This is a genomic window from Glutamicibacter sp. X7, assembly GCF_054889245.1.
In genome coordinates, this window is the sequence record NZ_CM142678.1 from 2761468 (window position 1) to 2787715 (window position 26248).

A 26248-nucleotide genomic window follows, 5' to 3' on the forward strand; every position below is an offset into this window, starting at 1 on the left:
CCCTTCCTACTGCCCGGTCAAGATCGAGGTGATGTACGGTTCACGTGCCAGCAGTTCTGCGGCGACGCGCTGGCAGAATGCGAAAACCTGTGAGGCGAAAACCGTCAGGGCCAATCCCGCGACCACCAGTGAGGCAGTTGCCCAACGCATTCCCCACGGCAGGGCGTTGGCTTCGACTTCCCGCGCCTTGGTCGAGCCCAACTGTGGGCGCTCGGCGCCACCCTGGAAGGTCAGGTCGCTGATCTCCTTGGCTTCGGCCACCAGTGACTCGGTGGGCTCCTCGGCATCGGCGGCACGTCGCCAGAACACACGGGCCCACACGCGAATAATGGCCAGTAGGGTCAGCAGGCTGGTGAGCAAACCAGCGGCGATCACCAGCCAGTTCAGCGCTCCCCCGGTCTCCACCGCGGCATGCAGAAGTCCAAGCTTCCCAAGGAAGCCCGACAATGGTGGAATGCCGCCGAGGTTGATCGCCGGGATGAAGAACAAGACGGTCAACGCCGGAGAAATCTTCGCCAGCGAACCCAGCTTGCGCACGTTGGCGCTGCCGGCACGACGTTCAATCAGCCCCGCCACCATGAACAGTGAGGTCTGCACAATGATGTGGTGCCCGACGTAGTAGATCGTTGCGGCGACGGCCAATTCGGTGCCCACCGCAACACCAAAAATCAAATAACCAATGTGGCTGGTCAGGGTGAAGGACAACATACGTTTGAAGTCCGTCTGCGCCAGGGCACCGAGGATACCGACCACCATGGTCAAGGCGGCGACCACCAGTAGCGCCTGATTCAGCGCCCCTCCCGGGAATAGGAGCGTTTCGCAACGCACAATCGCGTAGACGCCGACCTTGGTCAGCAATCCGGCGAATACCGCGGTTACCGGCGCCGGGGCGGTCGGGTAGGAGTCAGGTAGCCACAAGGAGAGCGGGAAAACCGCCGCCTTAATGCCGAAAGCGATCAGCAGCAAAGAGTGCAGGATCAGCCGCGGACCTTCGTCTAGTTCGGGCAGTTTCACCGCCAAATCAGCCAGGTTCACCGTACCGGTTGCCGCATAGACCATGGCGATGGCCGTGAGGAACAAAACCGAGGAAACGACCGATACCACCACGTAGGTGACACCGGCACGGATTCGCTCGGCGGTGCCCCCAAGGGTCAACAACACATAGCTGGCGGTCAGCAGGATCTCGAAGCCAACATAGAGGTTGAACAGATCCCCGGCCATGAAGGCATTCGACACCCCCGCCAGCAGGATCAGGTAGGTCGGGTGAAAGATCGACACCGGCCCTTGCTCGTCACCATCGGCGATACCCTGGCTCGTGGCGTAGAGGAGCACCGCCATGGACACCAGCGTGGACACCAAGAGCATGAAGCTTGAGAAGCCATCGACCATCAGGGCGATGCCGAAGGGAGCGTCCCATCCTCCAATATGCACCGCATAGGTTTCGCCATTCCAGGTGGCGGCCAGCATCCCGGCCTCCAGAAGCATGGTGACGGCGAGGATGCCGATGGTGATGGCGCGCTGTTGGCGAATCTTCCGGCGCACCAAGAAGGCGGCACCGGCGCCGAAGATCGGTAGCACGACGGCCAGCGGGGCGAGCTGTGCAACGTTCACTATTCTTCTCCCTCACGGACCGGACGACCCTCTTCGTCAACGAATTCGGTGGTGTCCGCGGCGACCGGGGCATCTTCCTCTTCGTCGTAGGCGCTGGAGAGCGAGACCTTAATATCTTCGGTGTCATCGGCCACCACATCGGCCTGGTTCAGCATCCATGAGCGATAGATCATGGCTAGCAAGAATGCGGTGACGGCGAAGGTGATGACGATCGCGGTCAAAATCAAGGCCTGCGGCAACGGGTCGGCATAGACGTTCGGGTCGAGCCCCGCTTCAAAGAGTGGTGCTTTGCCTAGCCGTCCGGCGGTGGTGAGGATCAGCAGATTCACCCCGTTGCCGAGCAACATGATGCCCAGCAACACTCGGGTCAGGGTGCGTTCGAGCACGAGGTAGAAGCCTGCGGCCAGTAGCACCCCGGTAATAGCCAGGAAGGTGATGTTCACGCTCATCGGCCGACTCCCGTCTGTGAAGAGGCCACGACATCGTGTGGCTCGACCGGTGAACGCCCTTCGGAGAGCATATCGATTTCGCTACCCAGCGACCGCAGGACATCCTGTACCAACCCGAGAACCACGAGGAACACTCCAATGTCGAAGATGGTCGAGGTGACGAACTTGTGCTCGCCGAAGATCGGCAACCAGAATTCCCACGCGTAGGTGGTAAAGATTGCGTCGCCCGCTAGCAGCGGAATGATGCCGGATATGCCCGCCAGTACCAAGCCACCACCGATCAGTAGACCCGGGGCGACTCGCATGGATTCGGCCAGCTCCACGCGTCCACCGGCCAGGTAGCGAATCGTCAGTGCCAAACCGGCGATGAGCCCACCGGCGAAACCGCCGCCGGGCGTATTATGCCCGGTGAGCAGGGCGTACACGCTGAGCATCAGTACCGAGTGGAACATCAGGCGGGTAACCACCTCGAAGATGATCGAGCGTCGTTCGGCGACGAGCGTACTACCGGCCATCAACCAGTCACGGTTGGCGGAACGGCCGAATTGGCGGGCCACATGCAGGCCAAGCTCTCGCTCGGCACCCCGACTGCCAATCGGTTCGGATCCGTGATCGATCGACCCGGGTTGAACCTCGTGAGCACGTAGGCGCTTCGCACCGAAGCTGCGGGTCACGAAGATCAGCGAGGCCACGCCGGTGGCCGCCGCGGCGAGCACGGTGATTTCTCCGAAGGTGTCCCACACACGGATATCCACCAGGGCGACATTCACGATGTTCTTGCCGTACCCCTCGTGATACGCCAAATCCGGATAGGCCAAGGAAATGGGGGCCTCGGTACGTGCGGCCATCATGCCGATAGCGATGTACACAACCATCACCGCCAGGCTGATGGCAATCGCCGCGCGACCCCAATGAATCTTGGTCAACCCGACCCAGAGACGCCGCGGCAGGGCACGCAAGGCCAGCACAAAGGAGACCAAGACAATGGTTTCGACCAGAAGCTGAGTCAACGCCAGATCCGGTGCCCCCTGTAGGGCAAAGATGGCCACCATCCCGTAGCCACTGACCGAGGCCATCAGCACGGCCATGAAGCGTTTCGGGGCCACGATGGCAATCAGTGCCCCGGCCATAATGATTGCTCCGATAACGGCCTGTGCCGGATGGTCGAATAGCACCCACTCGGTCGGCCAAGGGGTGGCCACCAGTAGTGCGATACCGAGCGGCACCACGAGCGCCACCAGCAGAATCACACCCAGGTAGAAGGACAGCGAACCACGTTGCGTGCGACCGGTGACCCAAATCGCGACCTTGTCCAGCAGGTTTACGCTACCGCGATACAGTTCCTCGGCGGATACCACCAGTCGACGCAGCGGCGCTCCGGTATCACTACGCTGCCGAAGCCAGAAGAACAGCACGCCCACGGCGACGCTGACTACGCTGAGTGCCAAGGCGGTGTTGAATCCGGAGAAGGCAGCCAGATGGACTTCCACCGGCCCGCCGTATGCCCCCGCAGCGCTGTGCACCAGGTGCTCGACCGGAGCCGGGAAGAGGCCCAGCACGATCGTCGCGGCCGCCAGCACAAATAGCGGGGCGAGGAAGATCAGGGTGGGTCGTTTGCAAGCGGTGGGCGTTTTCTGCCGTTTCGACGGGCCGAAGGCCCCGATGATGAAACGTAGCGAATACGCCATGGTCAGCGCCGATCCCAGCACAATCACCGGTAGCACCCATAGTCGTAGCGTGGCGTCGAGGTGCAGCGCCGCCTCATACACCGATTCCTTGGCCACAAACCCGAGCATGAGCGGCAGCCCAGCCATCGAAGCCGTGGCAATGCCCGCGGTCACGGTCAAAACCGGCATGCTCTTGGCCAGACCGGAAAGCTGGCGGATGTCGCGCGTACCGGTGTTGTGGTCGATGATGCCAACGGCAAGGAACAGCGTGGCCTTGAATAGGCCATGAGCGAGTGTCAACGCGAGCGCAGCGAATCCGGCATCCGGGGTCCCCAAGCCAAATATGGCAATAATAAACCCGAGCTGCGAGACGGTTCCGAAAGCAAGAATCAGTTTGAGGTCGTACTGACGAAGAGCCCGGTAACCGCCCACCAGCATGGTGACCAAGCCCAGTCCCACGGTCAGCGGCAACCAGAAGGTGGTCTCCGCGAATCCAGGGGCCAAGCGAGCCACCAGATATACGCCGGCTTTGACCATGGCCGCTGCGTGTAGATAGGCCGAGACGGGGGTGGGCGCGGCCATGGCCCCCGGTAGCCAGAAATGGAAGGGTACCAGTGCCGACTTGGACAACGCGCCCAACAAGATCAGCGCCACCGCTACGTCGATGTAACCGCCCTCGGCCACCAGCTGACTCGATACGGCCAGGATTTCGGAGAGTTGGTAACTTCCGGCTTGGGCTCCAAGCATGAGTAACCCAGCAAGCATGGCGAGGCCGCCGAAGGTTGTCACGACCAGTGCGCTCAACGCGGAGCGGCGCGCGCTGATCAGTGACTGGCTGAAGCCGATAAGCAGGTAGGACAGCACCGAGGTGATTTCCCAGAAGATGAACATGATCATCACGTCATCGGCGGTGACAAGTCCGGTCATGGCGCCGGCAAAGGCTACGAGTTTTGCGGCGAAGGAACCGATCTGCGGATCGTCATTTTTGAAGTAGCGCCCGCAGTAGATCAGCACGAGGGTGCCAACACCAAGAATCAGCAGCAAAAGCACCGCGGAAAGGGTGTCTAGGCGGAAGTTAAAGCCGATGTTGAGGGCCACAATCCAGTCGATGCTGATCGACGGTGGTGCGTTCGGGGCTGCATGTCCGGCGCTCGGGTCGGACGCCAGAACTTTCGGAAGCTGGGTGAGCAACCAGATAAATCCCGCGGCCGGAACCACTGCCACCATGTAGAACGCGTTACGCTTGGCGAGACGGAAAATCAACGGGCTCAACAAGGCGCACGCGAAAAGGGCTGTCAGTAGCAGAAGCATGCGTCTCCTCTGTCGACGGTGAGCGGGGTCAGAGTCCAACGTCCGGAGTGCTCCGGATTATCTATTTTATCAGCCAGATGGGCAAGTTTTCCGCTGCGACTGGGAGTTACGGGTCCCAGCCTTGTTCGGGTGCGTCACAATTCGACCGAAAATAGCCCGGCCACTCCACCGCTGCGGCCCGCTAGCCCTACGCAGATGAGTCTCACTAGGTTAGGCTCCCAGAAGATAGGTACCGCACCCAGTACGTCGGTGCGCTGGCGGACGCTCACGATCCGCCACGGACGAATCGCAGGCTAGCCGAACACAACATCAGCAAAGGATGGACCCATGACCGCTAATCACGGCACCTCGGATGGCCGTTTACGTTGGGGCATCCTGGGCACAGGGCTCATTGCAGGACTACAAACTCAGGATTTGCTCGAGAACGGGTTTAGCGTTCAGGCCGTCGGTTCCCGAACCAAGGACGCAAGTGAGCGTTTTAGCCAGACATTCGGCATTCCCACCGCGCATGAAAGCTATGCACAGCTCGTGGCAGACCCCTCGGTCGACATCATCTACGTAGCCACACCACATCCTTTTCACCACGAGCACGCACTCCTCGCCTTGAACGCAGGGAAGCATGTTTTGGTGGAGAAACCTTTCACCATGAACGCGCGCGAAGCCCGGGAGGTTATCGGCCTAGCCCAGCAGCGCAGCCTCGTGGCACTGGAGGCCATGTGGACTCGCTTCCTGCCACATATGGCGCGCATTCGGCAGATCGTGGCCGACGGCATGATTGGCCAGCTACGTAAGGTCGTCGCTAGCCACAACCAGAGTTTGCCCACCGATCCAACGCATCGGCTCAACGCGCTGGAGCTTGGTGGCGGCGCACTGCTCGATCTAGGAATTTACCCGGTCTCGTTCGCGGTGGACTTGTTGGGTACTCCCAGTTCGATTCAGGCCAGTAGCGCGATGACCGTCACCGGAGTTGACCGCCAAACCGCGACGATCTTCCAGTACCCCACGGGCGAACAAGCGATGCTCGACTGCGAACTCGATGCGCCCGGGGCGAACCGGGCCGTGGTCATCGGCACCGAGGGATGGATCGACATCGAATCCGTGTGGTACACGCCGACCTCGTTCACGGTCTACGACCGGATGGACAATGTTCTCGAGCGCTTCGAACAGTCAGTCACCGGCCGGGGCATGCAATTCCAGGCGGCCGAACTCGAACAACTCATTCAGACCGGACGCACCCAGAGTGACTTGCTGCCGTCCGCCCAAAGCATCGCCATCATGGAACTCCTCGATGAGATTCGCCGGCAGATTGACTTGCGCTATGCCGCGGACCGAAGCTAGGACTCACCGGCTCGAGCATGCGAGGGTACCGGCGGACACCCGACAGGCACCGGCTATTCACCATCCCGACGCTTCTAGCCGGTAGCATTCGTCCATGGATAATCGGATGACCGCAGCACCCACCCCAAGCCCCACAGCAGGTTGGATGAACCGCGTGACGTGGGCCTGGGCTAGCTGGGACTGGGGCCAAGCAGCCATCAACGCGGTCATGACGACGTTTGTCTTTACCGTCTACCTGACCAGCAACGCCTTCGGCGGTAGCGATCATGCAACGTACGTCCTGTTTCAAGCCATGACCTTGGCAGGGATCTGCATAGTGTTGCTCGTGCCGGTCACCGGCATGCGTTCCGATGCGGCTGGCAGCCGCAATCGGTGGCTGATCATTAATTCGATTCTGGCAGTTGCCGCCTGTGCTGCCTGCTTCTTTGTACTTCCCGATGAGCGCTTCCTGTGGCTGGGCGCGGCGCTGATCGCCCTCATGTCGCTATTCTCTGAATTTGCGACGGTTAACTACAACGCGGTACTCAACCAGATTTCCACACCGAACACCGTTGGCAAGGTTTCGGGTTTCGGATGGGCGATGGGTTATGTCGGCGGGATATTGGCCCTGACAATCGTGCTTTTTGGTTTCGTGAAACCACTCTTCGATTGGCCCGGCGCAGACACCGAGGCCTCCTTGAATATCCGTTTGGTAGCGCTCTTTAGCGCTGGCTGGTTCCTGTTGTTCGCGTTGCCATTGTTCTTTATCATCCCGAAAACCTCAGCCACGCACAGCGAGAGGATCCCGCTCTCCCGCTCCTACTCAGTGCTTTTCGGCAAAATCCGCGATCTTTGGCGCGAAGACCGCAACGCCGTATTTTTCCTTGGATCCTCGGCGGTATTTCGCGATGGGTTGGCAGTGATATTCACTTTCGGTGGGGTCCTAGCTTCAGGCACCTTCGGGTTCAAACCGGAAGAGGTGATCATCTTCGCGATTATCGGCAACGTGATCGCAGCCGCAGGCGCACTCATCGGCGGCTGGTTGGATGACCTCATCGGCCCTAAGGCGGTCATCACCGGTTCGCTCATCGGGCTGCTCATCGCCGGGCTTGGTGTCTTTTTCTCCCCCGGCCCCGCCGGATTCTGGATCTTCGGGCTACTACTTACCTTCTTCGTGGGACCTGCACAGTCCTCTTCGCGTGCCTTCTTAGCACGCTTAGCTCCGGCAGGACGTGAGGGCGAACTTTTCGGCCTCTATGCCACAACGGGGCGGGCCGTATCGTTTTTAGGGCCGGGACTTCTGGCCTTGGCGATTGGGTGGGCGAGCAGTGTCGTCGCCCCGGGCCATGCACAGCGCTACGGGATCCTCGGGATTCTGACAGTACTGCTCCTTGGCCTCGTACTGTTGCTCCCGATACGTTCCCCGCAGCGCGCTGCGGCCTAGTTTTCCAGTGTGGTCAGGTGGAAGTTCAGATGACTACGCGAAGCCGTGGGGCCACGCTGTCCCTGATAACGGTTGCCGTAAGCCCCCGAGCCGTAAGGGTGCTCGGCATCTGAGGTGAGCCGGAAGAAGCAGAGCTGGCCGATCTTTGAACCGGGCCATAGCTTAATGGGCAGCGTCGCCATATTGGATAGCTCCAAGGTGACGTGACCGGAGAATCCCGGATCAATGAAGCCTGCGGTGGAGTGCGTGAGCAAGCCGAGGCGACCTAGCGAGCTCTTACCCTCCAAGCGTGCGGCCACGCCATTTCCCAGGGTCACCACCTCGTAGGTGGAGCCGAGCACGAATTCGCCGGGGTGCAGAATGAAGGGCTCGTCCGGATCGACCTCGACCAAGCGAGTCAGCTCGGGCTGGTCGGTGGCCGGGTCGATGTGTGCGTACTTGTGGTTATCGAAGAGCCTGAAATAGCGGTCTAGGCGCACATCCACGGACGCCGGCTGGACCATCGCCGGGTCATAGGGTTCGAGCCCAATATGACCGGCGGAAATTTCTCGTTTAATGTCACCATCTGAATACAGCACGCTCTAAATTTACCTGCCGATGGGGCTTTCTAGGTAACAGAGTCGTCGCTGGTCGGCACCGGCGACCCTTACGGCCAAAATTTGTTCACCCGATCCCAAGGTTTGCCCGGTATTCTAGGCCTGCACATCACCGCGCTGAGTCACCTAGGAATATAACAACGATGCGATTGAAGTCCACGGCTGCCGCCACTCTTACCAGCGTCGCCCTGCTCTTGGGTTCGGCGAGCTTGGCGCAGGCCGCACCAACAGACTTACCTAGCGTTGGACAGTCCGATTTCAGCGACCCGTCGAGTCTGATCGCGCTGATCAACCCCACCACGCAGCTGTCCCCGGAAGATTACGTCCCGGAGAATCTGGTCACGGTCCCGGGTTCCAGCGACAAACTTCGTGCCGACGCCGCCAAAGCCGTTGAGCAACTCATCGCCGACGCGCGTGCTGCAGGTCATCCCATCAAGCTCATCAGCGCCTACCGCTCCTACAACCGTCAAGCGACGCTCTTCGCGAAGTACCAGAATCAGTACGGCACCGCTTACGCCGAGCGCATCTCGGCCCGCCCCGGCACGAGCGAGCACCAGCTCGGCCTCGCCGCAGATGTTGGATACAGCAGCGGGAAGTGCCAGCTTCACGCCTGCTTTGGGGATACCGCCGCCGGCCTCTGGGTTGCAACGCATGCCATCGACTATGGGCTGATCATCCGTTACCCAGAAGGTGAAGAAGCTACCACCGGTTATAAGTACGAGCCGTGGCACGTCCGATACATCGGTACCGAGCACGCCCAGGCGATGGAAGCTAGCAAGGTGTCAACCTTCGAGGAATATATCGATCTGCTCAAGGGGCAGGCGAAGGAAGATACGTCGGCCAAAGACGCCGAAAAAGCGGGCGAGAAGTCCGAATCCTCGAAACCAGCCGAGCCAAAGAACGAGAAGGACGAGCAGGAGGAGTCCACCACCGCGCGGCAGAAGTCATCCGAGAACTCCTCCATCGACGATCTGCTCGTTCTGCGTTTCTTGCCGCCCTTCCGTGACTGGAGCTTCGGCTTCTAAAGGTAGCGACAGATTCTTCTATGTCTGTCAAGGCGTAACTGGAGCTTGGTCAAATGTTGCTGAAACACTGAAGATCTTGAAAATTCGACGGACGAGATAGCGTTTGATGCATCGGCGGATCTCCCGATCAGTTTTCCCCTGAGCCTGACGCTTCTCGACATAGATACGTGTCTCTTCGTCATGAGTCATACGTGTCACCGCCGCCAAGTGTAGGGCAGCATTCAACGACCGATCACCGCCTCGATTAAGTCGGTGCCTGATCGTATTCCCGGACGATGCAGGAATCGGATTTACTCCTGCCAAACAGGCAAATGCCGCTTCATTGCGCACCCGCCCTTCATGGGACCACGCGACGAAGCATTTCGCTACGGTGATTGCCTTGAACCCGATTTCATTTAGTAAGGGTGCTGCTTCGCTGGCTTTGACCAGCTCGTCTAGTTGCTGCTCATTGGTCGCTAGGTGCTGGTCCAAGTCCATGACATGTTTGGCCAGGCGTACTGCTTCAGACCGTGCAATCCGCAGCGACAGCTCTTCTTCCCGCTCTCTCCAGCGGCTGATCTCAGTGATCTGGCTGCCGGTGAGCTTCTTGCGGGCATCAATCCCCAACTCGTTGCTGCGTACCAGGGCGTTTAGAGCGTTCATGGCCCTGGTACGGTCTTTCGCCATCGAGCTGCGTGCCGTGACGAGGATCCGTAATCCTTGGCGGATCCCTTCAATCAGCCGTGGATGGCGTAGCTTCTCTACCGGTAACGGCAGGGAAGCTGCCGCCATTCGGTGGGCGTCTAAAGCATCAGTTTTTCCCACGCCACGGTTCTGTTTCTTGCTCATGCGCGGTGCCTCGGTGACGGGGAATCCATGGGCGGCGACCGTGCCGGCAAGGATTGCCCCGTAGGTGGCGGTCCCTTCGATCACCCACAGGGTGTCTGCGTTGCCTTCGGTTCGTCGCGCGACCCAGGCGATGGCCCGGTTAATCCCAGTACTGGTCACTGGAAATGACTGCGTATCGAGCAACGCACCGTTGCTTGCGTTGATGATGGCGTAGACATGGTTGCGTGCGTGAGTGTCGACACCCACGACAAATGGATAAGAATGAGCGACGATAGGTTGTGCGGTCACCGTACTTTCCTTTCCTGGATTTTCATGGTCGGCCGTGAACGGCCGGTACCAGTCCGGGTAAGGGTCACTACGGAACAGCACTGTGATGGGTCACGCCCCTAGAAAGGGGTGGACAATCTTCTGATCAAGTCACCGTGGTGGGCCGGATTGGTTCCGGCCGACCCACCCCGATCAGATGGACAGATCCATCGGATGACACCTTTCGGGTCAGCGTTTTAATGAGTCACATCCTCGGGGTGGGGCGGCTGGTTCTTATCCTGCCAGCTAGTCCCAGACCAGCTACCTCCATACTCACAGCGTTTTAACAGCGAAGGGGTACCCAAACCATCTGGTTTGGGTACCCCTTCGTTGTTTACCGCCTACTTGGCACGCACCGGAATTCCAGTGAAAGTGGGCTTGCTGGTGGCTTCAAAGAAGTCATTGCCCTTGTCATCCACCACGATGAACGCCGGGAAGTCCTCGACCTCAATGCGCCACACGGCTTCCATGCCGAGTTCTTCGTACTCGATGACTTCGACCTTCTTGATGCAGTCCTGCGCCAAGCGTGCGGCCGGACCACCGATCGAACCGAGGTAGAACCCGCCGTGGGAGTTGCAGGCGTCGGTCACTTGCTTTGAACGGTTGCCCTTGGCCAGCATGACCTTCGAACCACCGGCGGCCTGGAACTGCTCCACGTAGGAGTCCATGCGCCCTGCGGTGGTTGGTCCGAAGGAGCCAGAAGCCATGCCGTCTGGGGTCTTTGCCGGACCCGCGTAGTAGACCGGGTGGTCCTTCAAATATTGCGGCATCTCTTCACCCGCATCCAGCCGCTCCTTGATCTTTGCGTGCGCGATATCGCGGGCAACAACCAAGGGACCGGTCAGCGACAAGCGGGTCTTGACCGGGAACTGGGTCAGGAGCTCGAGAATCTGATCCATCGGCTGGTTCAGGTCAACCTTTACCACCGAGGATCCTCCGGTACCGGTGACACCGTCGGTGGCATCATCGTGCTCTGCCACGGCCGGGTGCGAGGCCTCGGGCATGAAGCGCGCCGGGTCGGTTTCCAGCTGCTCGACGAAGAGGCCTTCCTCCGTGACCTTGGCGAGCATCTGCCGGTCGGCCGAGCACGAAACGGCAATGGCTACCGGCAGCGAAGCGCCGTGGCGCGGCAAACGCACCACGCGGACGTCATGGCAGAAGTACTTGCCGCCAAACTGAGCGCCGATGCCAAAGTTGCGGGTCAGTTCGAGAACCTTCTCCTCCAGCTCGGTATCGCGGAAGCCGCGTCCGGTCATGGCACCTTCGGTAGGCAAGTTGTCCAGGTACTTGGCCGAACCGTATTTTGCGGTCTTCAACGCCATTTCGGCGCTGGTGCCGCCGATCACGATCGACAGGTGGTAGGGCGGGCAGGCCGCGGTACCCAGCGACCGAAGCTTCTCATCGAGGAACTTCAGCATGGCATTCTCGTTGAGAATGGCCTTGGTCTCCTGATACAGGAAGGACTTGTTGGCGCTTCCGCCGCCCTTGGCCATGAACAGGAACTTGTAGCTGGTGTCGTGACCGACCTTGGTGTCGGCATACAGATCGATCTGCGCGGGCAGGTTGTTACCCGTCTGCTTCTCCTCCCACGTCGTCAGCGGAGCCAACTGGGAGTAACGCAGATTCAGTTTCGTGTAGGCGTTGTAAATGCCGCGGGAGAGGGAAATCTCGTCCTGCTCCTGGGTCAATACTCGCTGACCGCGCTTGCCCATCACGATGGCGGTACCGGTGTCCTGGCACATAGGCAAGATGCCGCCGGCGGCAATATTTGCGTTCTTCAGCAGGTCTAGGGCCACAAACTTGTCGTTTGCACTGGCTTCCTCGTCATCGAGGATGTTGCGCAGTTGCTGCAGGTGCGCCGAGCGCAGGTAGTGCGAGATGTCGTGCAGGGCGGTTTCTGCCAACAGTTCGAGCGCCTCGGGAGACACCTGCAGGAAGTTCTTACCGTCCGGTCCGGCGACGACGCTGACGCCCTCGGAGGAAATCTTGCGGTATTCGGTCTGATCTTCGCCGATCGGCAAAAGATCCTCATAACGGAATTCAGGCATGCTCAGTCCTTGAAATGAATATGAATGCTCATCGTCCAGTCTAGCGATTCACCCGTCGTTTCCTTAGTTGGCGTTTGCGTCGCTGGTCACGTACGCGACATGCTGGGGGTTATGAGCACCGAGCATAACGACGCCGACGCGGCACAAGACAGCGACCAGCAGCCTCCCACGGAGCAGGATCGTTCCAAGGCAGCCACGCACTTCGAAATGATGATTCAGGCCGGGCAGAACAAGCCTGAGCTTTCCGGTTCGGTGATGAGCGCATTCATGACCGCTGAGGTGTACTTCCTCAGCCGTGAGCCGGTAACGGGCGAGAACAAGAACGCTCAGCCCATGGTGGTGACGAACCCTGCCGGCGAAAGTCTCGTCGTGGTATTCACCTCCCCCGAGCGCATCCCCGACGCCTACATTGACGAATGCCCCTATGGGGTGAAGATTCAGGGGGCGAATATCGTCAAGTCCCTTGATTCGGTGGGATTCGTGGTCAACCCCGGTGACAGCCTCAGCTTCGAAGTGCCCGCTAGGGGTGTCCAGGCGCTGAAGGAGCGCTTCTTCAACCCACCTACGGCCTAACCGAACTCCAGGATCTACGCTCGCGCTTTTCCTAGTGTGAACCCAGCGTGAAGCGACGTTAACCAATGGATGAACGGAGGATTTCGCCGACCGCGAACCTTGGGTTATCCTAAAGTTGCCTGGACCGCCATTAGGCCGTCCGGTGCCTTGCAGGCGGGAACCGAATAGGTTCCCGCCTGCTCCTCATTAAGGCGCCACATAGCCTTGTGAATTTGCGCGCCACCTACCGATCGACTAGTGTTTTCGATGTTGCCTCAGGAAACGATAGGCGGCATGTGCGGGCGTAGCTCAATGGTAGAGCGCTAGCTTCCCAAGCTCGATACGCGGGTTCGATTCCCGTCGCCCGCTCGCATACTAGATGCCGGAACCGCCAAGGTTCCGGCATTTTTTTGGTTTCGGCTGGTCGATAGCGTCCAGGCCGCCCGTTCGAGAGGAGCGGTGCATGACCGGGGTGTTATCCGGCTTTTCCATTATTTGGATTGTGATCGCCGTTGGCTATCTTGTGGGCCGCACCGGGGTGCTGGGCGATCAAGGTCGCTGGGTCTTGAATCGCCTGACCTTCTTCGTGGCCAGCCCCGCCCTGCTGTTCCTGACCTTGGCGGAGTCCGACCCGGTCGCAGTGCTCGGCCCGCTGCTATGGATTGCGACACTGTCCGCCTTCGCCACTGCTGCGGTTTTCCATCTGATCACCGCCAAGTGGCTCAAACGTAGTGCCAGTGAACGCATTGTCGCGGCCATGGCCTCGTCCACCGTGAACTCCGCCAATCTGGGGCTACCCATTGCGCTCTACGTGCTTGGCGACGCGGCGCAGGCTGCACCCATCATTCTCTTTCAGCTGGCGCTCTACCAGCCGATCAATCTGGCGATGCTCGATGCTACGACCAGTAAAAGACGGACTACCGTCTTGGCCATGATCGCCTCGACGGCCCGTAACCCGATGATCATTGGTTCCCTGCTGGGGCTCATTGTGGCGTTGACCAACATACAGCTACCCAAACAGATCCTGCAACCGATCGAACTGATCTCTGGAGCCTCTATTCCCGCCATGCTGCTGGCCTTCGGCATCTCGCTCGTGGGTTCGAAACCATTGGAGAAGGCGCAGGGTCGACGGGCCGATGTCTTGATCGGCACCCTCTGTAAATTGCTGATCCAGCCGGCGATCGCGTGGGTTCTTGCCACGCTCGTCTTCGGGCTACCGATGCCGCTGGTTGTTGCCGCTGTCATCATGGCCGGTCTGCCGACTGCGCAGAATATCTTCGTGACGGCATCCCGCTACGAACGGGGCGTGGTGATCGCGAAGGATACCGTACTGCTGACCACGGTCTGCGCCATCCCAATGATGATGCTTTTGGCGTGGTGGCTAGGCATCTAGCCGCTTAGCGGCAGATAGCCGACGAGCTCATATTGAGAAATATGACGTCATCTTTGCCCTAGTGGGGTGCGACAGAGGAATCTTGCGGAATACTGGCGACGGCTTGACCGTTCTCAGCGGTACACCTTTGATTCATTTACGACACTGCGAGGCACCTAATGAAGCGCACCCTTTCCCTGATCGCATCGGCGGCCACCTTGGCCTTGGCCCTGACCGCTTGCGGTTCTTCGACAGGCGAAGGTAACTCGGCATCGCCAGGAACCAACTCGTTGGAGCAGGTCAAAGAGTCGGGCGTGCTCACCGTCGGCACCGAAGGCACCTACCGCCCTTTTAGCTACCACGAGGGCGATAAGCTCACCGGTTACGACGTTGAGGTGATGCAGGCGGTGGGTGAGAAGCTCGGCGTCAAGGTGGATTTCAAGGAAACTCAATGGGATGCGGTGTTCACCGGCCTGGAAGCAAAGCGTTTTGATGCCATTGCCAACCAGGTCACCATCAACGAAAAGCGCCAAGAGAGCTACCTGTTCAGCGAGCCCTACTCGGTGACCACCGGCGTCGTGGTCACCGCCTCGGATAACACGGAGATCAAGTCCTTCGAGGATCTCAAGGGCAAGCGCACCGCCCAGTCGCAAACCAGCAACTGGTACGAAGCGGCCAAGGAACTTGGCGCCACAGTGGAACCGGTCGAAGGCTGGGCACAGTCCCTGACCCTGCTCAAGCAGGGCCGTGTCGACGCCACCATCAACGACAAGCTCTCCTACTTGGACTCGCAGAAGCAGCAGCCGGATGAGTCCATCAAGATTGCTGCGGAAGCCCCGGAGAAGAACAAGGCGGGCGTGGCCCTGCGTAAGGACTCTGCCGAGCTCCGCGATGCCATCGATGACGCTCTCGATGAGCTTCGCTCCGAGGGCACCTTGGCAAAGATTTCCGAGAAGTACTTCGGCGAAGACATCAGCAAGTAACAGCGCACGATCTAACGCGGCGCACTACACTGGCCCCACGGACTCGATCCTGGGGCCAGTGGCACGTGCACCTGAATTTTGAGGAGATACATGGACTCCATTGGGCAGCTTGCGCTTGATTCCTTGTGGCCGCTGCTGCGCGGGGCACTGATCGGCACTATTCCGCTAACCCTGCTGAGCTTCACGCTGGGCATGGTGCTGGCACTGATCATCGCCCTCATGCGCATGAGCTCCAACGCGGTGCTTTCCGGTATTGCTAGGGCCTTCATTTCAGCGGTTCGCGGCACCCCGCTGCTCGTGCAGCTCTTCGTGATTTTCTATGGCCTTCCCTCGCTCGGTGCAACCATCGACCCGTGGCCTAGCGCCATCATTGCCTTCAGCATCAATGTCGCCGGTTACGCCGCTGAAATCATTCGCGCGGCGATCTTGTCGGTACCCCGCGGGCAGTGGGAGGCGGGCTACACCATCGGCATGTCGCATACCCGCACGCTGTTTCGGCTGATCCTCCCCCAAGCCCTGCGCGTGGCGACTCCGCCACTGTCGAACACCTTCATTTCACTGGTCAAAGACACCTCGCTGGCCTCGTTGATCCTCGTTACCGAGATGTTCCGCAAGGCCCAGGAAATCGCGGCCAGCACCCTACAATTCATGGTCCTCTACATGGAGGCGGCAGTAATCTACTGGGTTATCTGCCTGCTGCTGTCCATGTACCAGAACCGTCTCGAAGGCCGATTGGAAAAGTATGTCGCCCACTAGCCCGCTGCTGTTCGTCGAGAACATTCACAAGTCCTTTGGCGCAAATGAGGTGTTACGCGGCATCTCCTTTAGCGTCGGTTCCGGTGAGGTCGTGGCCCTCATCGGCCCCTCTGGTTCCGGGAAGACCACCGCGCTTAGATGCCTCAACGGTCTGGAACGCCCGGATCAAGGCACCGTGGGGTTTACCGGCGGGCCAGAGGTCACCTTCGGCGCCAAAACCACAGCCAAGCAGGCCACGGTGCTGCGTCAACGTTCGGCCATGGTGTTTCAGGGCCATCACCTCTTCCCCCACCTCACGGTGCTGCAAAATATCACCATCGGTCCTCTTGAGGTGCAGCAGCGCCCCAAGGACGAGGTGATGAACGAAGCCCAAGCGCTTCTCAATCGGGTGGGACTGGCCGAGAAGGCCAATGAGTACCCTTCATCGCTGTCCGGCGGACAGCAGCAGCGCGTCGGTATTGTGCGTGCGCTTATGCTCAAGCCCGATTTGTTGCTCTTCGATGAGCCCACCAGTGCGTTGGATCCAGAGCTCGTTGGCGAAGTGTTGCGCGTGATCAAGGAACTTGCCGCGGAAGGGTGGTCCATGGTGCTGGTCACCCACGAGCTGGCCTTCGCCCGCGATGTCGCCGACCGTGTGGTCTTCATGGACCAGGGTGTCGTCGTCGAGGAGGGGCCCGCGGCACAGGTGCTGACCGAGCCGCGTCAAGAGCGTACTCGAAACTTCATTCAACGCCTGCTCAACCCGTTTTAATAGCGCGTTGGCTTAGCACACGCCGGGCAAATGCGTAAGCTATGTCACATGAGCGAGAATGTTCCGGCACACGCAGCCGAGTCGTTGAAGCAAAGCTTTTCCTTTACCGACCCAGCCCTTTTTCTTGGCGCCGCCCTACTCGACGGTCAGCCCGACCCGAAGGCAGGCATCCGGCTGCCCTTGCGCATGCTCAACCGGCACGGGTTGATCGCCGGGGCTACCGGTACGGGAAAGACCGTGACCCTGCAGGTGATCGCCGAGCAGCTCAGCACCGCCGGGATTCCTGCCTTCCTCGCGGATATTAAAGGGGATCTCGGCGGCTTAGCCCAGGCGGCCAAACAGAGCGAAAAACTCACGGCCCGGCTCTCCTCGATTGGTGTCCAGTTCGAAGCTCGCGCTAACCCGGTGCAGTTCCTTTCGCTGGCCGGTTCCGGCAACGGTGCGCCGATTCGGGCCTCGCTCGATTCCTTTGGACCGATTTTGCTCTCGCGTGTGATGGAACTGAACGACACGCAAGAACAATGCCTGCAATTGGTATTTCACTTCGCAAACCAGCGCGACTTGCCACTGGACGATCTCAAAGACCTCAAGGCCGTTATCGCTCACTTGCTTTCGGACGAGGGAGAAGCGGACCTACGCGAATTAGGAGGGTTACCGGCCTCAACCGCCGGGGTCCTGTTGCGCGGCGTGACCATGCTTCAAGCGCAGGGGTTGGAGCAATTCTTCGGGCAACCGGAATTCGATGTGCACGACCTGATCTCGCTGACCGATGACGGGCTCGGGGTGCTGAACATCCTGGAAGTTGACTCGCTACGATCCAAGCCTCTGGTCTTCTCAAGCTTCATGATCTGGCTGCTCGCCGAGCTCTTCGAAGAACTCCCCGAAGCCGGAGATCTTGAAAAACCGAAACTCGTGTTCTTTATCGATGAAGCACATCTCGTGTTCGAAAATGCCTCGAAGGCATTCATGGACGCAATTACCTCCACGGTGCGGCTCATCCGGTCCAAGTCGGTGGGACTCTTCTTTATTTCACAATCTTCCAGCGACATCCCCCAAGAGGTTCTGGGGCAGCTCGGCCATCGCATCCAGCATGCGGTGCGTGTATTTACGCCCAAGGATGCGCAAGACCTCAAGGCCGTGGTCTCCACCTTCCCCACCGGGCCCCTAGACCTTTCCCGTGCCTTACGCGAGGCCTCGGTCGGCGAAGCGGTCATCTCGGTTTTAGACCCACGTGGCGTGCCAACACCCAGTGCGCTGACTCGGCTAAGTTCGCCGGGCTCACGTATCGGGGTACCCGATGCCGGGCTCAAGACCGAGCTCATTGCATCCTCGGCGCTCACCGCACGTTACGCTGCAGTGCAAGACCGTGACTCTGCCCATGAATTACTCTCCGGCACCCGGGTAACACCAGCGTCCCCAACCGCGCCACCCGAAAGCGAGCCGGCGGCCCCGAACGGGAGCGGTGGTGCCGGATCCATCGACGAGGAAGCTCAACGTATCGCCGAATCGATCCTGGGCCGCCGTGTGTCTATTCCCCCGGCCGGCGAAATCCCTAATGATGCGCACAGCGCGCCGGAACGAGCTGGCAACACCACCGAGCAACGTCCGCGTCCACCCGCTCAGGGAAAGCCTCAGGAGCAGGGCAATCCCATCATGGACTTTGCCATGGACGCGGCCAACACCCTCGGTCGCGAACTATTGCGCGGTATGTTCGGCACCCGCCGCCGGCGCCGGCGGCGCTGGTAATTGCGATGCGTGACCCGGCCGTTTAGCAACTCGGACGCACAAACCGTTAGCCTAAGAGGTAATGAAGACTCGAAATTCCGTGCCCAGTCTTGCCCTGCGCTGGGTTATTGTCCTGGTTGCGATCTTGGTGTTGGCCATTGCCGGCATCCTCATCGCAAACCGCACAATATTTTCTGCACAGCATCAGGTCAAGGTCTTGCAGCAGCATATGGCCGCCGGTGAAGGCGGCAAGGCGCTGGGACTGCTACGTGCCTCCGTGCCGGAGGGCAATGCGGTCGCCCTCAATGGCGACGTGCTCAAACATACGCAGGAGGGCATTACCGATTTCTCGGTAGAACCGGCCGTCACCGACGAGCATGACTCGGATCTGGTCGAGGTCAAGGCCACCTACCAAGCCGAAGGCACCGAGCACTCTTCGACCTACCGGTTGCACCGCGCTGGCAAGTCCTGGTTGTTCTTTGACCAGTGGGAGTTCGTCCCCGATAGCTTGCCAACCATTCAGGTGCGGGCCAATACGGTGAACGAGGTCAGCCTGAACAAGGAAAAGATCCCGCTGGATCAGGGCATCAGCACCATTCCGGTCTTCTATCCTGCGGTGATCAACGCGAGTTTCGAAACGAAGAACTTCAAGGCCGATACACGTGGAGTGGTGGTCACCGGTCCAACTAAGGACCCGGTTCCGGTGAAGCTGACGACCGAACCAACCAAGGCATTCCTCTCGGCGATCAATAAGAAGCTCAAGACATATGTCGATGGCTGCGCGTCGCAGAAGGTGTTGATGCCGGCTGGATGCCCCATGGCGTATCACACCTCGGCACGCGTGAATTCGCAGAGCATCAACTGGACGATCACTGACTATCCCAAGGCGAAGGTCAGTTACTACAACGGCGCGTGGGTCCTAGCGCCCCTGGAATTCGAGGCACAGCTGCAGCTGACCGAACAGGATCTGCGCACCGGTGCCACGGAGAAGAAAACCGTCAAGGAAACCTATAACTTCACCGCCCAGTTGACCACCAGCACCACGAAGGTCTCGGTGGTTCCGGTCGCCGCGGTCGAGAATGCGGCGAACTAGCTGCGGGTAAATATTTCTCGAAAATGTGCACGTAGCGGCGGGGCGTCGCTACGGTACTTTTGCCACAGCACGAGGGCCGCCGTACTGACCACGAGCGACGCAATCGCGCCAATTGCGACTGCCGCGCGCACGCCCATGAGCTCGGCCATCCAACCCACTAACGGTGCCCCGAGTGGGGTTCCGCCCTGCACCACCATTAGGTACAGCGCCAACACTCTGGCCCGGTACTGGCCGGGGACGGTGGTTTGCACCATGGTGTTGCAGGAATTCAGGAAAGTCAGCGCACTCAGGCCGACGCCGATCAGGCTGAGCGCAAAAAGCCACACGGTGGGCATCAGGGCCGACAGTAGCGCGCACAGTCCAAAGGCGATGCCGCCACCGATCACATAGCGCCAGCGTGGTCTGGAGCGTCGTGCGGCCCACATGGCCCCGGCGAAGGTTCCGACGGCCATCACCGTGCCTAGGAAACCGTATTCGCTGGCGCCCAAGCCGAACTCTTCGGCCGCCATCATCGCGTTGGTGAGCTGGAAGTTCAGGCCGAAGGTGCCAATGACAAAGGCCATGGCAAAGAGAAGCAACAGATCTCGCCGCGAGGTGAGGTAGGTGATGCCCGCCCGCACCTGACCACGACCGCGTTGGGCCCGGGGCGCATGGCTGATCGCGGAGTCCTTCATCAGGGTCAGCGAGCCCAATACGGCCAGGAAGGATAGCCCGTTGATCAGGAAGGCCGGCCCGGTCCCAACCAAGGCGATCACCACTCCGGCGATCGCTGGTCCGGCGAGCCGGGCCAGATTGAAGTTAGCGCTGTTCAAAGCCACCGCATTGCTCAGATGGCTCGAGGGCACGATTTCGGAGACAAAAGCTTGGCGTGCCGGGGCATCGAAGGCGGAGCCGATGCCCAGCAGGGTTGCCAATACGTACACGTGCCAGAGTTGGGCTCCCCCGGCCACGACCAGCCCGCCGAGAACTAGCGCGCATAGCCCCATAAAGCTTTGGGTAATGAGCAGGACCTTGCGCTTGTCGTAGCGGTCGGCGATAAGTCCGGCGTAGGGTCCGAGCAGAAGGACCGGAAGAAACTGCAGGCCGGTGGTGATGCCGGTAGCGGTGCCATCGTGGTGGGTCAGTTCGGTCAATACCAGCCAGTCTTGGGCCACACGCTGCATCCATGTGCCGATATTGGAGACCAGGGCACCGAGCACCCAGTACCGATAGTTGGGAATCTCTAACGCTTTAAATGTTTTGCTGGCCACTACATTGTCACCGGCCCCGAGGAGCCGGTACCTCCCATCCTCGACCAGTCTAAACCCTTGAGGAATCTCCGGTTAATAACTCGTCACTCGAATGTAGGGCGAAGTCCCGTGTGCCGATACACCACGAAGGCCCGTGTCGTGGGCGCAAAGCGCGCCCTCGACACGGGCCGTTCATGGCGGAAGGATCCGCCGACTTAGTTCAGGCCGCGCAGGTCAAGTACCAGTTCGTTATCGCCGCTAGCGTCGAGCACAACCGGGATTCCCCAGTCCTGCTGGTACAGGTGGCAGGCTGCGTGATCGGGGATCTCGCCGCCGGGCTCACCATCACATGCCGCAGCACGGGCGGTCAGGTGCAGCACGCCCTCGGAAACCTCGGGGTTGATGACGAGCGTGCGGGTCAGCCCGAGTGAGGTTCCGGCGCCCTCGAGCAGCAGGTTCTCCGGGCTGGCGGAGATCTTCAGCTGCGTTGGGTCACCCCAGCGGTCATCGAGCTTCTGCCCCTTCGGCGCGCTGAAGCGTACGGTGATCGCGTGCTCGCCGGGCTGGATCTTGGTCTTCGGGCGCTGCGTCTGGCTGGCGCCCTCGTCGACGACCAGTGCCTCGGCGGGCACCGGGATGCGCACCAGCTGGTGGGCGTTGGTTTCCACGACCAGTAGCACCGGGTCCCCGTCAACGCTCTCGTCGAGGAGCACATCTGCTGGCTCCTTCAACCCCTGTGCCAGCGTGGAGACGGTATTGCTGTTCGGGTCGAAGCGGCGCACCGCACCGTTGTACGAGTCGGCAATAGCCACCGACCCATCGGGCAGCGCGGCAACACCCAGCGGGTGCTGCAGGCGTGCCTCGGCGGCCGGGCCATCGCGGAACCCGAAGTCGAACAGGCCGGTACCAATAGCGGTGTGCACCGCCACGGCCTGGCCCTGCTCATCGGTTTCGATCCGCCGTAGCGCGCTGGTCTCCGAGTCGGCGATCCATACGTCGTGGTTCGCGTCGATGCTCAACCCCGAGGACTGGGCGAACCAGGCTTCGTTCGGGGCTCCGTCGGTCAGGCCTTCCAGCCCGGTACCGGCGTAGACGGCGACCGCGTGGGTCAACGGGTCGTAGCTGAAAATCTGGTGGGTACCGGCCATGGCGATCAGGACCTTGCCACTGGGGTGGTAGATGACATCCCATGGAGAGGACAACGACAGGTTCAGTGCGTCGGTCCCCAACTCGGTCGGTTGAGCTTCGTTTCGGGCCGACTCGGCGTCCAGTAGGCGCTGCACACCGTTTCCGGCCAGGGTGCCGACCTCCCCGGTGCTCAGGTTCACCGAACGCAAGCGGTGGTTAACCGTGTCGGCCACGATCACGTCGTAGCCCAGCTTTTCGGCCAACTCCTGCGGCAAGGCGGTTAGCCCCTGCAGCTCGTTGAACTTGGCGCTCTGCGCGTCGCCATCGGCGTAACCCTTGACCCCGGAGCCGATGGTACGTACCACGGTGCTCAGGTCCGCTCCGAGTTCGAGCAGACGGTGGTGGCCCGAGTCGGCGACGAGGAACGTGCCACCCGGCAGCGGGACGACCTTGCCCGGGAAACGCAGGTCTCCCTCGCGTGCCTCCGGTGCGACATAGGGGCCGTCACCGCGGTGCAGCGTGCCCTTGGCCTCATGTTCGGCGATCAGCTCTTCGATCAGCGAGCCCAGACCCTGAGCGTGTCCTTCACCGGAAAGGTGGGCGACGATGTAGCCCTCGGGATCGAGCACCACGAGGGTCGGCCAAGCGCGTGCGGAGTAGGCCTGCCAGGTGACCAGCTCCGGGTCATCGAGCACCGGGTGATGAATTTCGTAGCGCTCCACGGCGGCCGCCAGCGCCTCCGGGTCGGCCTCATGCTCGAACTTCGGAGAGTGCACGCCGACGGTGACCAGCACATCGGAGTATTTCTCCTCGAGCGGACGCAGCTCGTCGAGCACGTGGAGGCAGTTGATGCAGCAGAAGGTCCAAAAATCTAGGAGCACAATCTTGCCGCGCAGTGCCTGCAAATTCAGCTGTTCGCCGCCGGTATTCAACCAGTTGCGGCCCGTCAGCTCGCTGGCGCGCACCTTGTAGTCGGCGCGCAACGAGTCGGAAGATGCACTCATAAATTGTCCCTTTCCAGCTTTAGATACCGCCTTGATCACCGGGGATGGCGGTTCGATCCATTATCGCGCAGGGCCCGGCGCTCACTCCAACGCTATGAAGCGCCGCGACACAATTAGAACTGGGCTGTCACCGCGTCCATAACCTGCTTGGCCACCGTGGAAAACTGCTTATCGTTCAGCGATCCTGCGGAGATGAAGGAGACCATCGCCACATAGTCTCCGGCGGTGTCCAGCAGCACCAAGGAGTCCTGTGGCGACTGCGGGTCACCCGTGCGTGAATAGTACAACTGCGATTCGACCCCATCGATTCCCGGATCGGTGAACTTCACAGTTTCCATGGCATTCGGTCCGTTGAGTTTCACGCTTTTGCAGTCGGTGCGCATCCGAAGCACCGTCTTATAGTGCTCCTCTAGAACGTTGCGGTCCTCCACCCGGGCTACCTCAACCGAACCGGTGACGGTGCCGCTCTCGGTGGTGAAGTCCGTGCGGGCAACCTCGGTGCCCAGCTGGGCCGGGGACCAGTTCAGATCCTCGAGTGGCCCGGCGCACTGACCGGGCAACACCACATATCCATCGAGGGTGTCGCTTGGCTTAATCGCCAGCTGCTTCAGCTCTTCGGCGGTAACCTTCCGCGACCGGTCAAAACCGAGCTTAGCGGCCATCACCGCACCGGCGGTGACCCCGATTTCGGCGGTGCTCATCGTGGAGTCATCGCCCTTGGCCGAAGCGCTGGGGCTGGGTGCGGCGCTAGCAGCCTGCTTATGGGTGTCATCCTGCGGAATCTGTGCCTCGGGTGAGCCCCCGGCGCAGCCGCTGAGTAGCAGGGCCAGGCTCAAGGCCGTGGCCGCCAGCGTGCGCGGCTTAGCGTTCATGATTGTGCTGCGTAGCATCCTGTTCCTTGAGCTTGGCGAACATTTGGTTGTAGGCGGCCAACTCCGCGTCTCCATCGCGGTCGGCTTGCCGGTCGTATCGCTTGGTTTCCCGTTTGTCTTGGCGCATCCACGAGACCATCACGAACATGGCGATCACCAAGGTTGGGATCTCACCGATACCCCACATGGCTCCGGCGCCGACCACTTGGTCTTCGAGAGCACTACCGCCCCAGGTGCGGCCCATATTGCCGAACCAGTCTGGGGCCAAGAGCGTGGTGGTACCCATGAGGGCCACACCGAAGAATGCGTGGAAGGCAACGGTGGCCAGCAGAACCAGCAGGCGCATCGGATAGGGGTAGCGTTTAGGGACCGGGTCGGCATCGATCAGGCTCAACGCAAAGAGGTAACCGGTGATCAGGAAGTGGAAGTTCATGATCTCGTGACCGGCGTGATACTTCATGGCCGGTTCCAGAACCGGGCTGAAGTAGAAGACAATAATCGATCCGGCGAACATCACCGCGGTGAAAATCGGGTGCGTCACGACCGCCGAGTATTTCGAATGCACCAGCCAGAGGATCCATTCACGGGCGCCCCGGGTGCCGTCGGTGCGGGTCGGAAGCACCTGCAGGGCGAGGCTGACCGGGGTGCCGAGCACCAAGAAGATCGGCACGATCATGGTCAGCGACATGTGATCGACCATATGTACCGAGAATTGCACCATGCCGTAGACAGAGATGGCACCGCTGGTGACGTAGAACAGGGCGATAATGCCCACGATCCAGCTAACGAGGCGGGCCACATTGGGTTTGTCGCCGCGGCGCCGCAGGGTGATAAATGCCCACAGGTAGAAGGCCAGCAAAAAGACGCAGATAGCCGCCCACAGCCAATCCACCCGCCACACGGTGAGCCAGCTCCCGGTGGTCGGCGGGGCCGGTAGGTCATAGCCGGTCAAAAGTCGGGCCGGGCTCATCTCGGCCGGCGGATCATCGCTGGTGGGTGGGGCCGTACGGGCCAGCACCGTGGCCACCGACATGACCGCGCCCATGAGCACCACCTCGGCCAGCACCACGCGCCAGGCTGCGGCAAGGGCGGTAAGTTCTCCAGCCAGGAGCCGCGGGATTACCCGGCGCCGATGTAGCAGACCCAAGTACCCCAGAAGCAGGGTCAGCACGACCTTGAGCACGACGAGGGCCCCGTACTGGGTGAACCACTGTGCGGGCTCGGTAATGCGGATCAGGGCCGAAACCAGTCCCGAGCCGGCCACCAGAATGATCGCGGTGGTCGCCAGGGTGGAGAAGCGGCGCAGTACCGTGCCGGCAAGCACCGGACGTTGCTCATAACGTCCCGGGGCCGGGACGCTCAAGGTGGAAGCCAAGAGGGCCAACACGATGATGCCTCCGAACCAAATGACCACGGCCAACAGGTGTAGCCCGATGGCATTGACCGCCGTGTAATGGTCGTCGCCGCCGGCCGCGTGGCCGATAAAAGCTAGCGGCACAATTCCCGTGAGCGAGAAGGCGGCCAGCAGACCTACGCCATTCTGAGAGCGAACCGCTAATGCCAGGGTGGTCACCAGTGCGGAGATCACGACCATCCAGGCCCATGCGCGCCCCGTGGTGATCTGCAGAATGTAGTCGAGGATCGCCGTGGTGTAGCTCGGCTGCAGATTCATCGGCACACCCGCCAGATCCCAGAAGGTCAGCAGCATGACGCCGGCCGCGGACATCGTCCACACCACGCCGGCCACGGCCGCTACGTTCATGGCTCGGGCGAAGGAAGGGTGTTCATCACCCACCTCAACCCGGGGATCATCGGCACTGCCGCGCCGCACCTTGGTGGAACGCGGTAGGAGTGCCGCCGCGAAGATCAGCGAGGCGATGGTAATCGACATTGCGGTGTGGTGGGTACCGCGCATCGCCGGGAGGGCCCAGCGCACGAAGGCACCGGGATCGGCGAGTTCGGCCGGGACCGCGATCCCGCTGTAGAGCACGGCCGCGATGAAAACCACGACCATGGACACCACGCCGGGAAGGATCAATCGTCGGGTCAGCGCCGACGCCGGTTGCAGCGTCGAAGGGGTGGGCTTGGGGGTATCTGTGACCATAACCTTTCCATCATCTCACTGCGAACCGGCGCTACGCACCGTTTGCTGGCACACACCGTGCGCTAGGACTGTGACTT

The 26248-nt window shown here is 60.7% G+C and carries 20 protein-coding genes and 1 tRNA gene; 11 read left to right on the top strand and 10 right to left on the bottom strand.

Features of this window, described 5'->3' with window-relative positions:
* Nucleotides 1-6 precede the first annotated feature (6 nt).
* The 3 genes from ACYU0X_RS13200 to ACYU0X_RS13210 are packed head-to-tail and all read right to left on the bottom strand — an operon-like array spanning nt 7 to nt 5038.
* Nucleotides 7-1611: a Na+/H+ antiporter subunit D gene (locus ACYU0X_RS13200; protein WP_461901153.1), complete on the bottom strand. Its 1605-nt coding sequence runs from the start codon at nt 1609-1611 to the stop codon at nt 7-9.
* Nucleotides 1611-2060: a Na(+)/H(+) antiporter subunit C gene (locus ACYU0X_RS13205; RefSeq protein ID WP_418907275.1), complete on the bottom strand. Its 450-nt coding sequence runs from the start codon at nt 2058-2060 to the stop codon at nt 1611-1613. Before ACYU0X_RS13205 ends, ACYU0X_RS13200 begins: the two co-directional genes overlap by 1 nt.
* Nucleotides 2057-5038, bottom strand: a complete 2982-nt coding sequence (locus ACYU0X_RS13210; protein WP_461901155.1) for a Na+/H+ antiporter subunit A — start codon at nt 5036-5038, stop codon at nt 2057-2059. Before ACYU0X_RS13210 ends, ACYU0X_RS13205 begins: the two co-directional genes overlap by 4 nt.
* A 327-nt stretch (nt 5039-5365) precedes the next feature.
* On the opposite strand from ACYU0X_RS13210, the gene ACYU0X_RS13215 reads away from it, so the two are divergent.
* Together ACYU0X_RS13215 and ACYU0X_RS13220 are read left to right on the top strand one after the other, a co-directional pair.
* Nucleotides 5366-6376 carry a Gfo/Idh/MocA family protein gene (locus ACYU0X_RS13215; RefSeq protein WP_418907277.1) on the top strand — a complete coding sequence of 337 codons (1011 nt, stop codon included), beginning with the start codon at nt 5366-5368 and terminating at the stop codon, nt 6374-6376.
* Between the two features lie 106 nt (nt 6377-6482).
* On the top strand, nt 6483-7799 hold the full coding sequence (locus tag ACYU0X_RS13220; RefSeq protein WP_418907278.1) for an MFS transporter: 1317 nt from the start codon (nt 6483-6485) through the stop codon (nt 7797-7799).
* On the opposite strand, the gene dcd is transcribed toward ACYU0X_RS13220, so the two are convergent.
* Nucleotides 7796-8377, bottom strand: a complete 582-nt coding sequence (gene dcd / locus ACYU0X_RS13225) for a dCTP deaminase (protein ID WP_309405809.1) — start codon at nt 8375-8377, stop codon at nt 7796-7798. The two genes, ACYU0X_RS13220 and dcd, sit on opposite strands and share 4 nt — an antisense overlap.
* 161 nt (nt 8378-8538) lie before the next feature.
* Here dcd and ACYU0X_RS13230 point away from each other — a divergent pair, with 161 nt between their 5' ends.
* Nucleotides 8539-9420, top strand: coding sequence for a M15 family metallopeptidase (locus tag ACYU0X_RS13230; RefSeq protein ID WP_418907279.1), 882 nt, complete (start codon nt 8539-8541; stop codon nt 9418-9420).
* A gap of 27 nt (nt 9421-9447) precedes the next feature.
* Here ACYU0X_RS13230 and ACYU0X_RS13235 read toward each other — a convergent pair whose 3' ends face one another.
* A complete protein-coding gene (locus ACYU0X_RS13235; protein WP_461901157.1) occupies nt 9448-10536 on the bottom strand; it encodes an IS110 family RNA-guided transposase in 1089 nt (362 codons plus the stop codon).
* Nucleotides 10537-10895: 359 nt separating this feature from the next.
* On the bottom strand, nt 10896-12602 hold the full coding sequence (locus tag ACYU0X_RS13240; protein WP_418907281.1) for a fumarate hydratase: 1707 nt from the start codon (nt 12600-12602) through the stop codon (nt 10896-10898).
* Between the two features lie 111 nt (nt 12603-12713).
* Between ACYU0X_RS13240 and ACYU0X_RS13245 the strand changes: the two genes are divergently transcribed.
* The 8 genes from ACYU0X_RS13245 (at nt 12714) to ACYU0X_RS13280 (ending at nt 19834) form a co-directional block, all read left to right on the top strand.
* The gene (locus tag ACYU0X_RS13245; RefSeq protein WP_418907282.1) at nt 12714-13175 is read left to right on the top strand and encodes an SseB family protein; all 462 of its coding nucleotides are present in this window, start codon (nt 12714-12716) and stop codon (nt 13173-13175) included.
* A 277-nt stretch (nt 13176-13452) separates the two neighbouring features.
* Nucleotides 13453-13523: transfer RNA gene (locus tag ACYU0X_RS13250), tRNA-Gly, on the top strand.
* 94 nt (nt 13524-13617) lie between these two features.
* Nucleotides 13618-14547 carry an AEC family transporter gene (locus tag ACYU0X_RS13255; RefSeq protein WP_418907283.1) on the top strand — a complete coding sequence of 310 codons (930 nt, stop codon included), beginning with the start codon at nt 13618-13620 and terminating at the stop codon, nt 14545-14547.
* A gap of 158 nt (nt 14548-14705) precedes the next feature.
* On the top strand, nt 14706-15509 hold the full coding sequence (locus ACYU0X_RS13260; protein WP_418907284.1) for an amino acid ABC transporter substrate-binding protein: 804 nt from the start codon (nt 14706-14708) through the stop codon (nt 15507-15509).
* A gap of 90 nt (nt 15510-15599) precedes the next feature.
* Nucleotides 15600-16265, top strand: a complete 666-nt coding sequence (locus ACYU0X_RS13265; RefSeq protein ID WP_309405800.1) for an amino acid ABC transporter permease — start codon at nt 15600-15602, stop codon at nt 16263-16265.
* The gene (locus ACYU0X_RS13270) at nt 16252-17016 is read left to right on the top strand and encodes an amino acid ABC transporter ATP-binding protein (protein WP_418907285.1); all 765 of its coding nucleotides are present in this window, start codon (nt 16252-16254) and stop codon (nt 17014-17016) included. Before ACYU0X_RS13265 ends, ACYU0X_RS13270 begins: the two co-directional genes overlap by 14 nt.
* Nucleotides 17017-17064: 48 nt before the next feature.
* Complete coding sequence (locus tag ACYU0X_RS13275; RefSeq protein ID WP_461901161.1) at nt 17065-18762, top strand: helicase HerA-like domain-containing protein; 1698 nt, start codon at nt 17065-17067, stop codon at nt 18760-18762.
* A 61-nt stretch (nt 18763-18823) separates the two neighbouring features.
* Entirely contained in the window at nt 18824-19834 is a 1011-nt protein-coding gene (locus ACYU0X_RS13280) for a hypothetical protein (protein ID WP_461901163.1), read from the top strand.
* Here the strand turns inward: ACYU0X_RS13280 and ACYU0X_RS13285 are convergent.
* The 4 genes from ACYU0X_RS13285 to ACYU0X_RS13300 all read right to left on the bottom strand — a co-directional run bounded on the left by ACYU0X_RS13285 (nt 19831) and on the right by ACYU0X_RS13300 (nt 26171).
* Complete coding sequence (locus ACYU0X_RS13285; RefSeq protein ID WP_461901165.1) at nt 19831-21084, bottom strand: MFS transporter; 1254 nt, start codon at nt 21082-21084, stop codon at nt 19831-19833. The two genes, ACYU0X_RS13280 and ACYU0X_RS13285, sit on opposite strands and share 4 nt — an antisense overlap.
* Before the next feature lie 194 nt (nt 21085-21278).
* Nucleotides 21279-23195 (bottom strand): NHL domain-containing thioredoxin family protein, encoded by a 1917-nt coding sequence (locus ACYU0X_RS13290; protein ID WP_461901167.1) that lies wholly within the window; start codon nt 23193-23195, stop codon nt 21279-21281.
* Between the two features lie 113 nt (nt 23196-23308).
* Nucleotides 23309-24085: a hypothetical protein gene (locus ACYU0X_RS13295; RefSeq protein WP_461901169.1), complete on the bottom strand. Its 777-nt coding sequence runs from the start codon at nt 24083-24085 to the stop codon at nt 23309-23311.
* Entirely contained in the window at nt 24057-26171 is a 2115-nt protein-coding gene (locus tag ACYU0X_RS13300) for a cytochrome c oxidase assembly protein (protein ID WP_461901171.1), read from the bottom strand. The genes ACYU0X_RS13295 and ACYU0X_RS13300 overlap by 29 nt, the downstream gene beginning before the upstream one ends.
* Between the last annotated feature and the right edge of the window lie 77 nt (nt 26172-26248).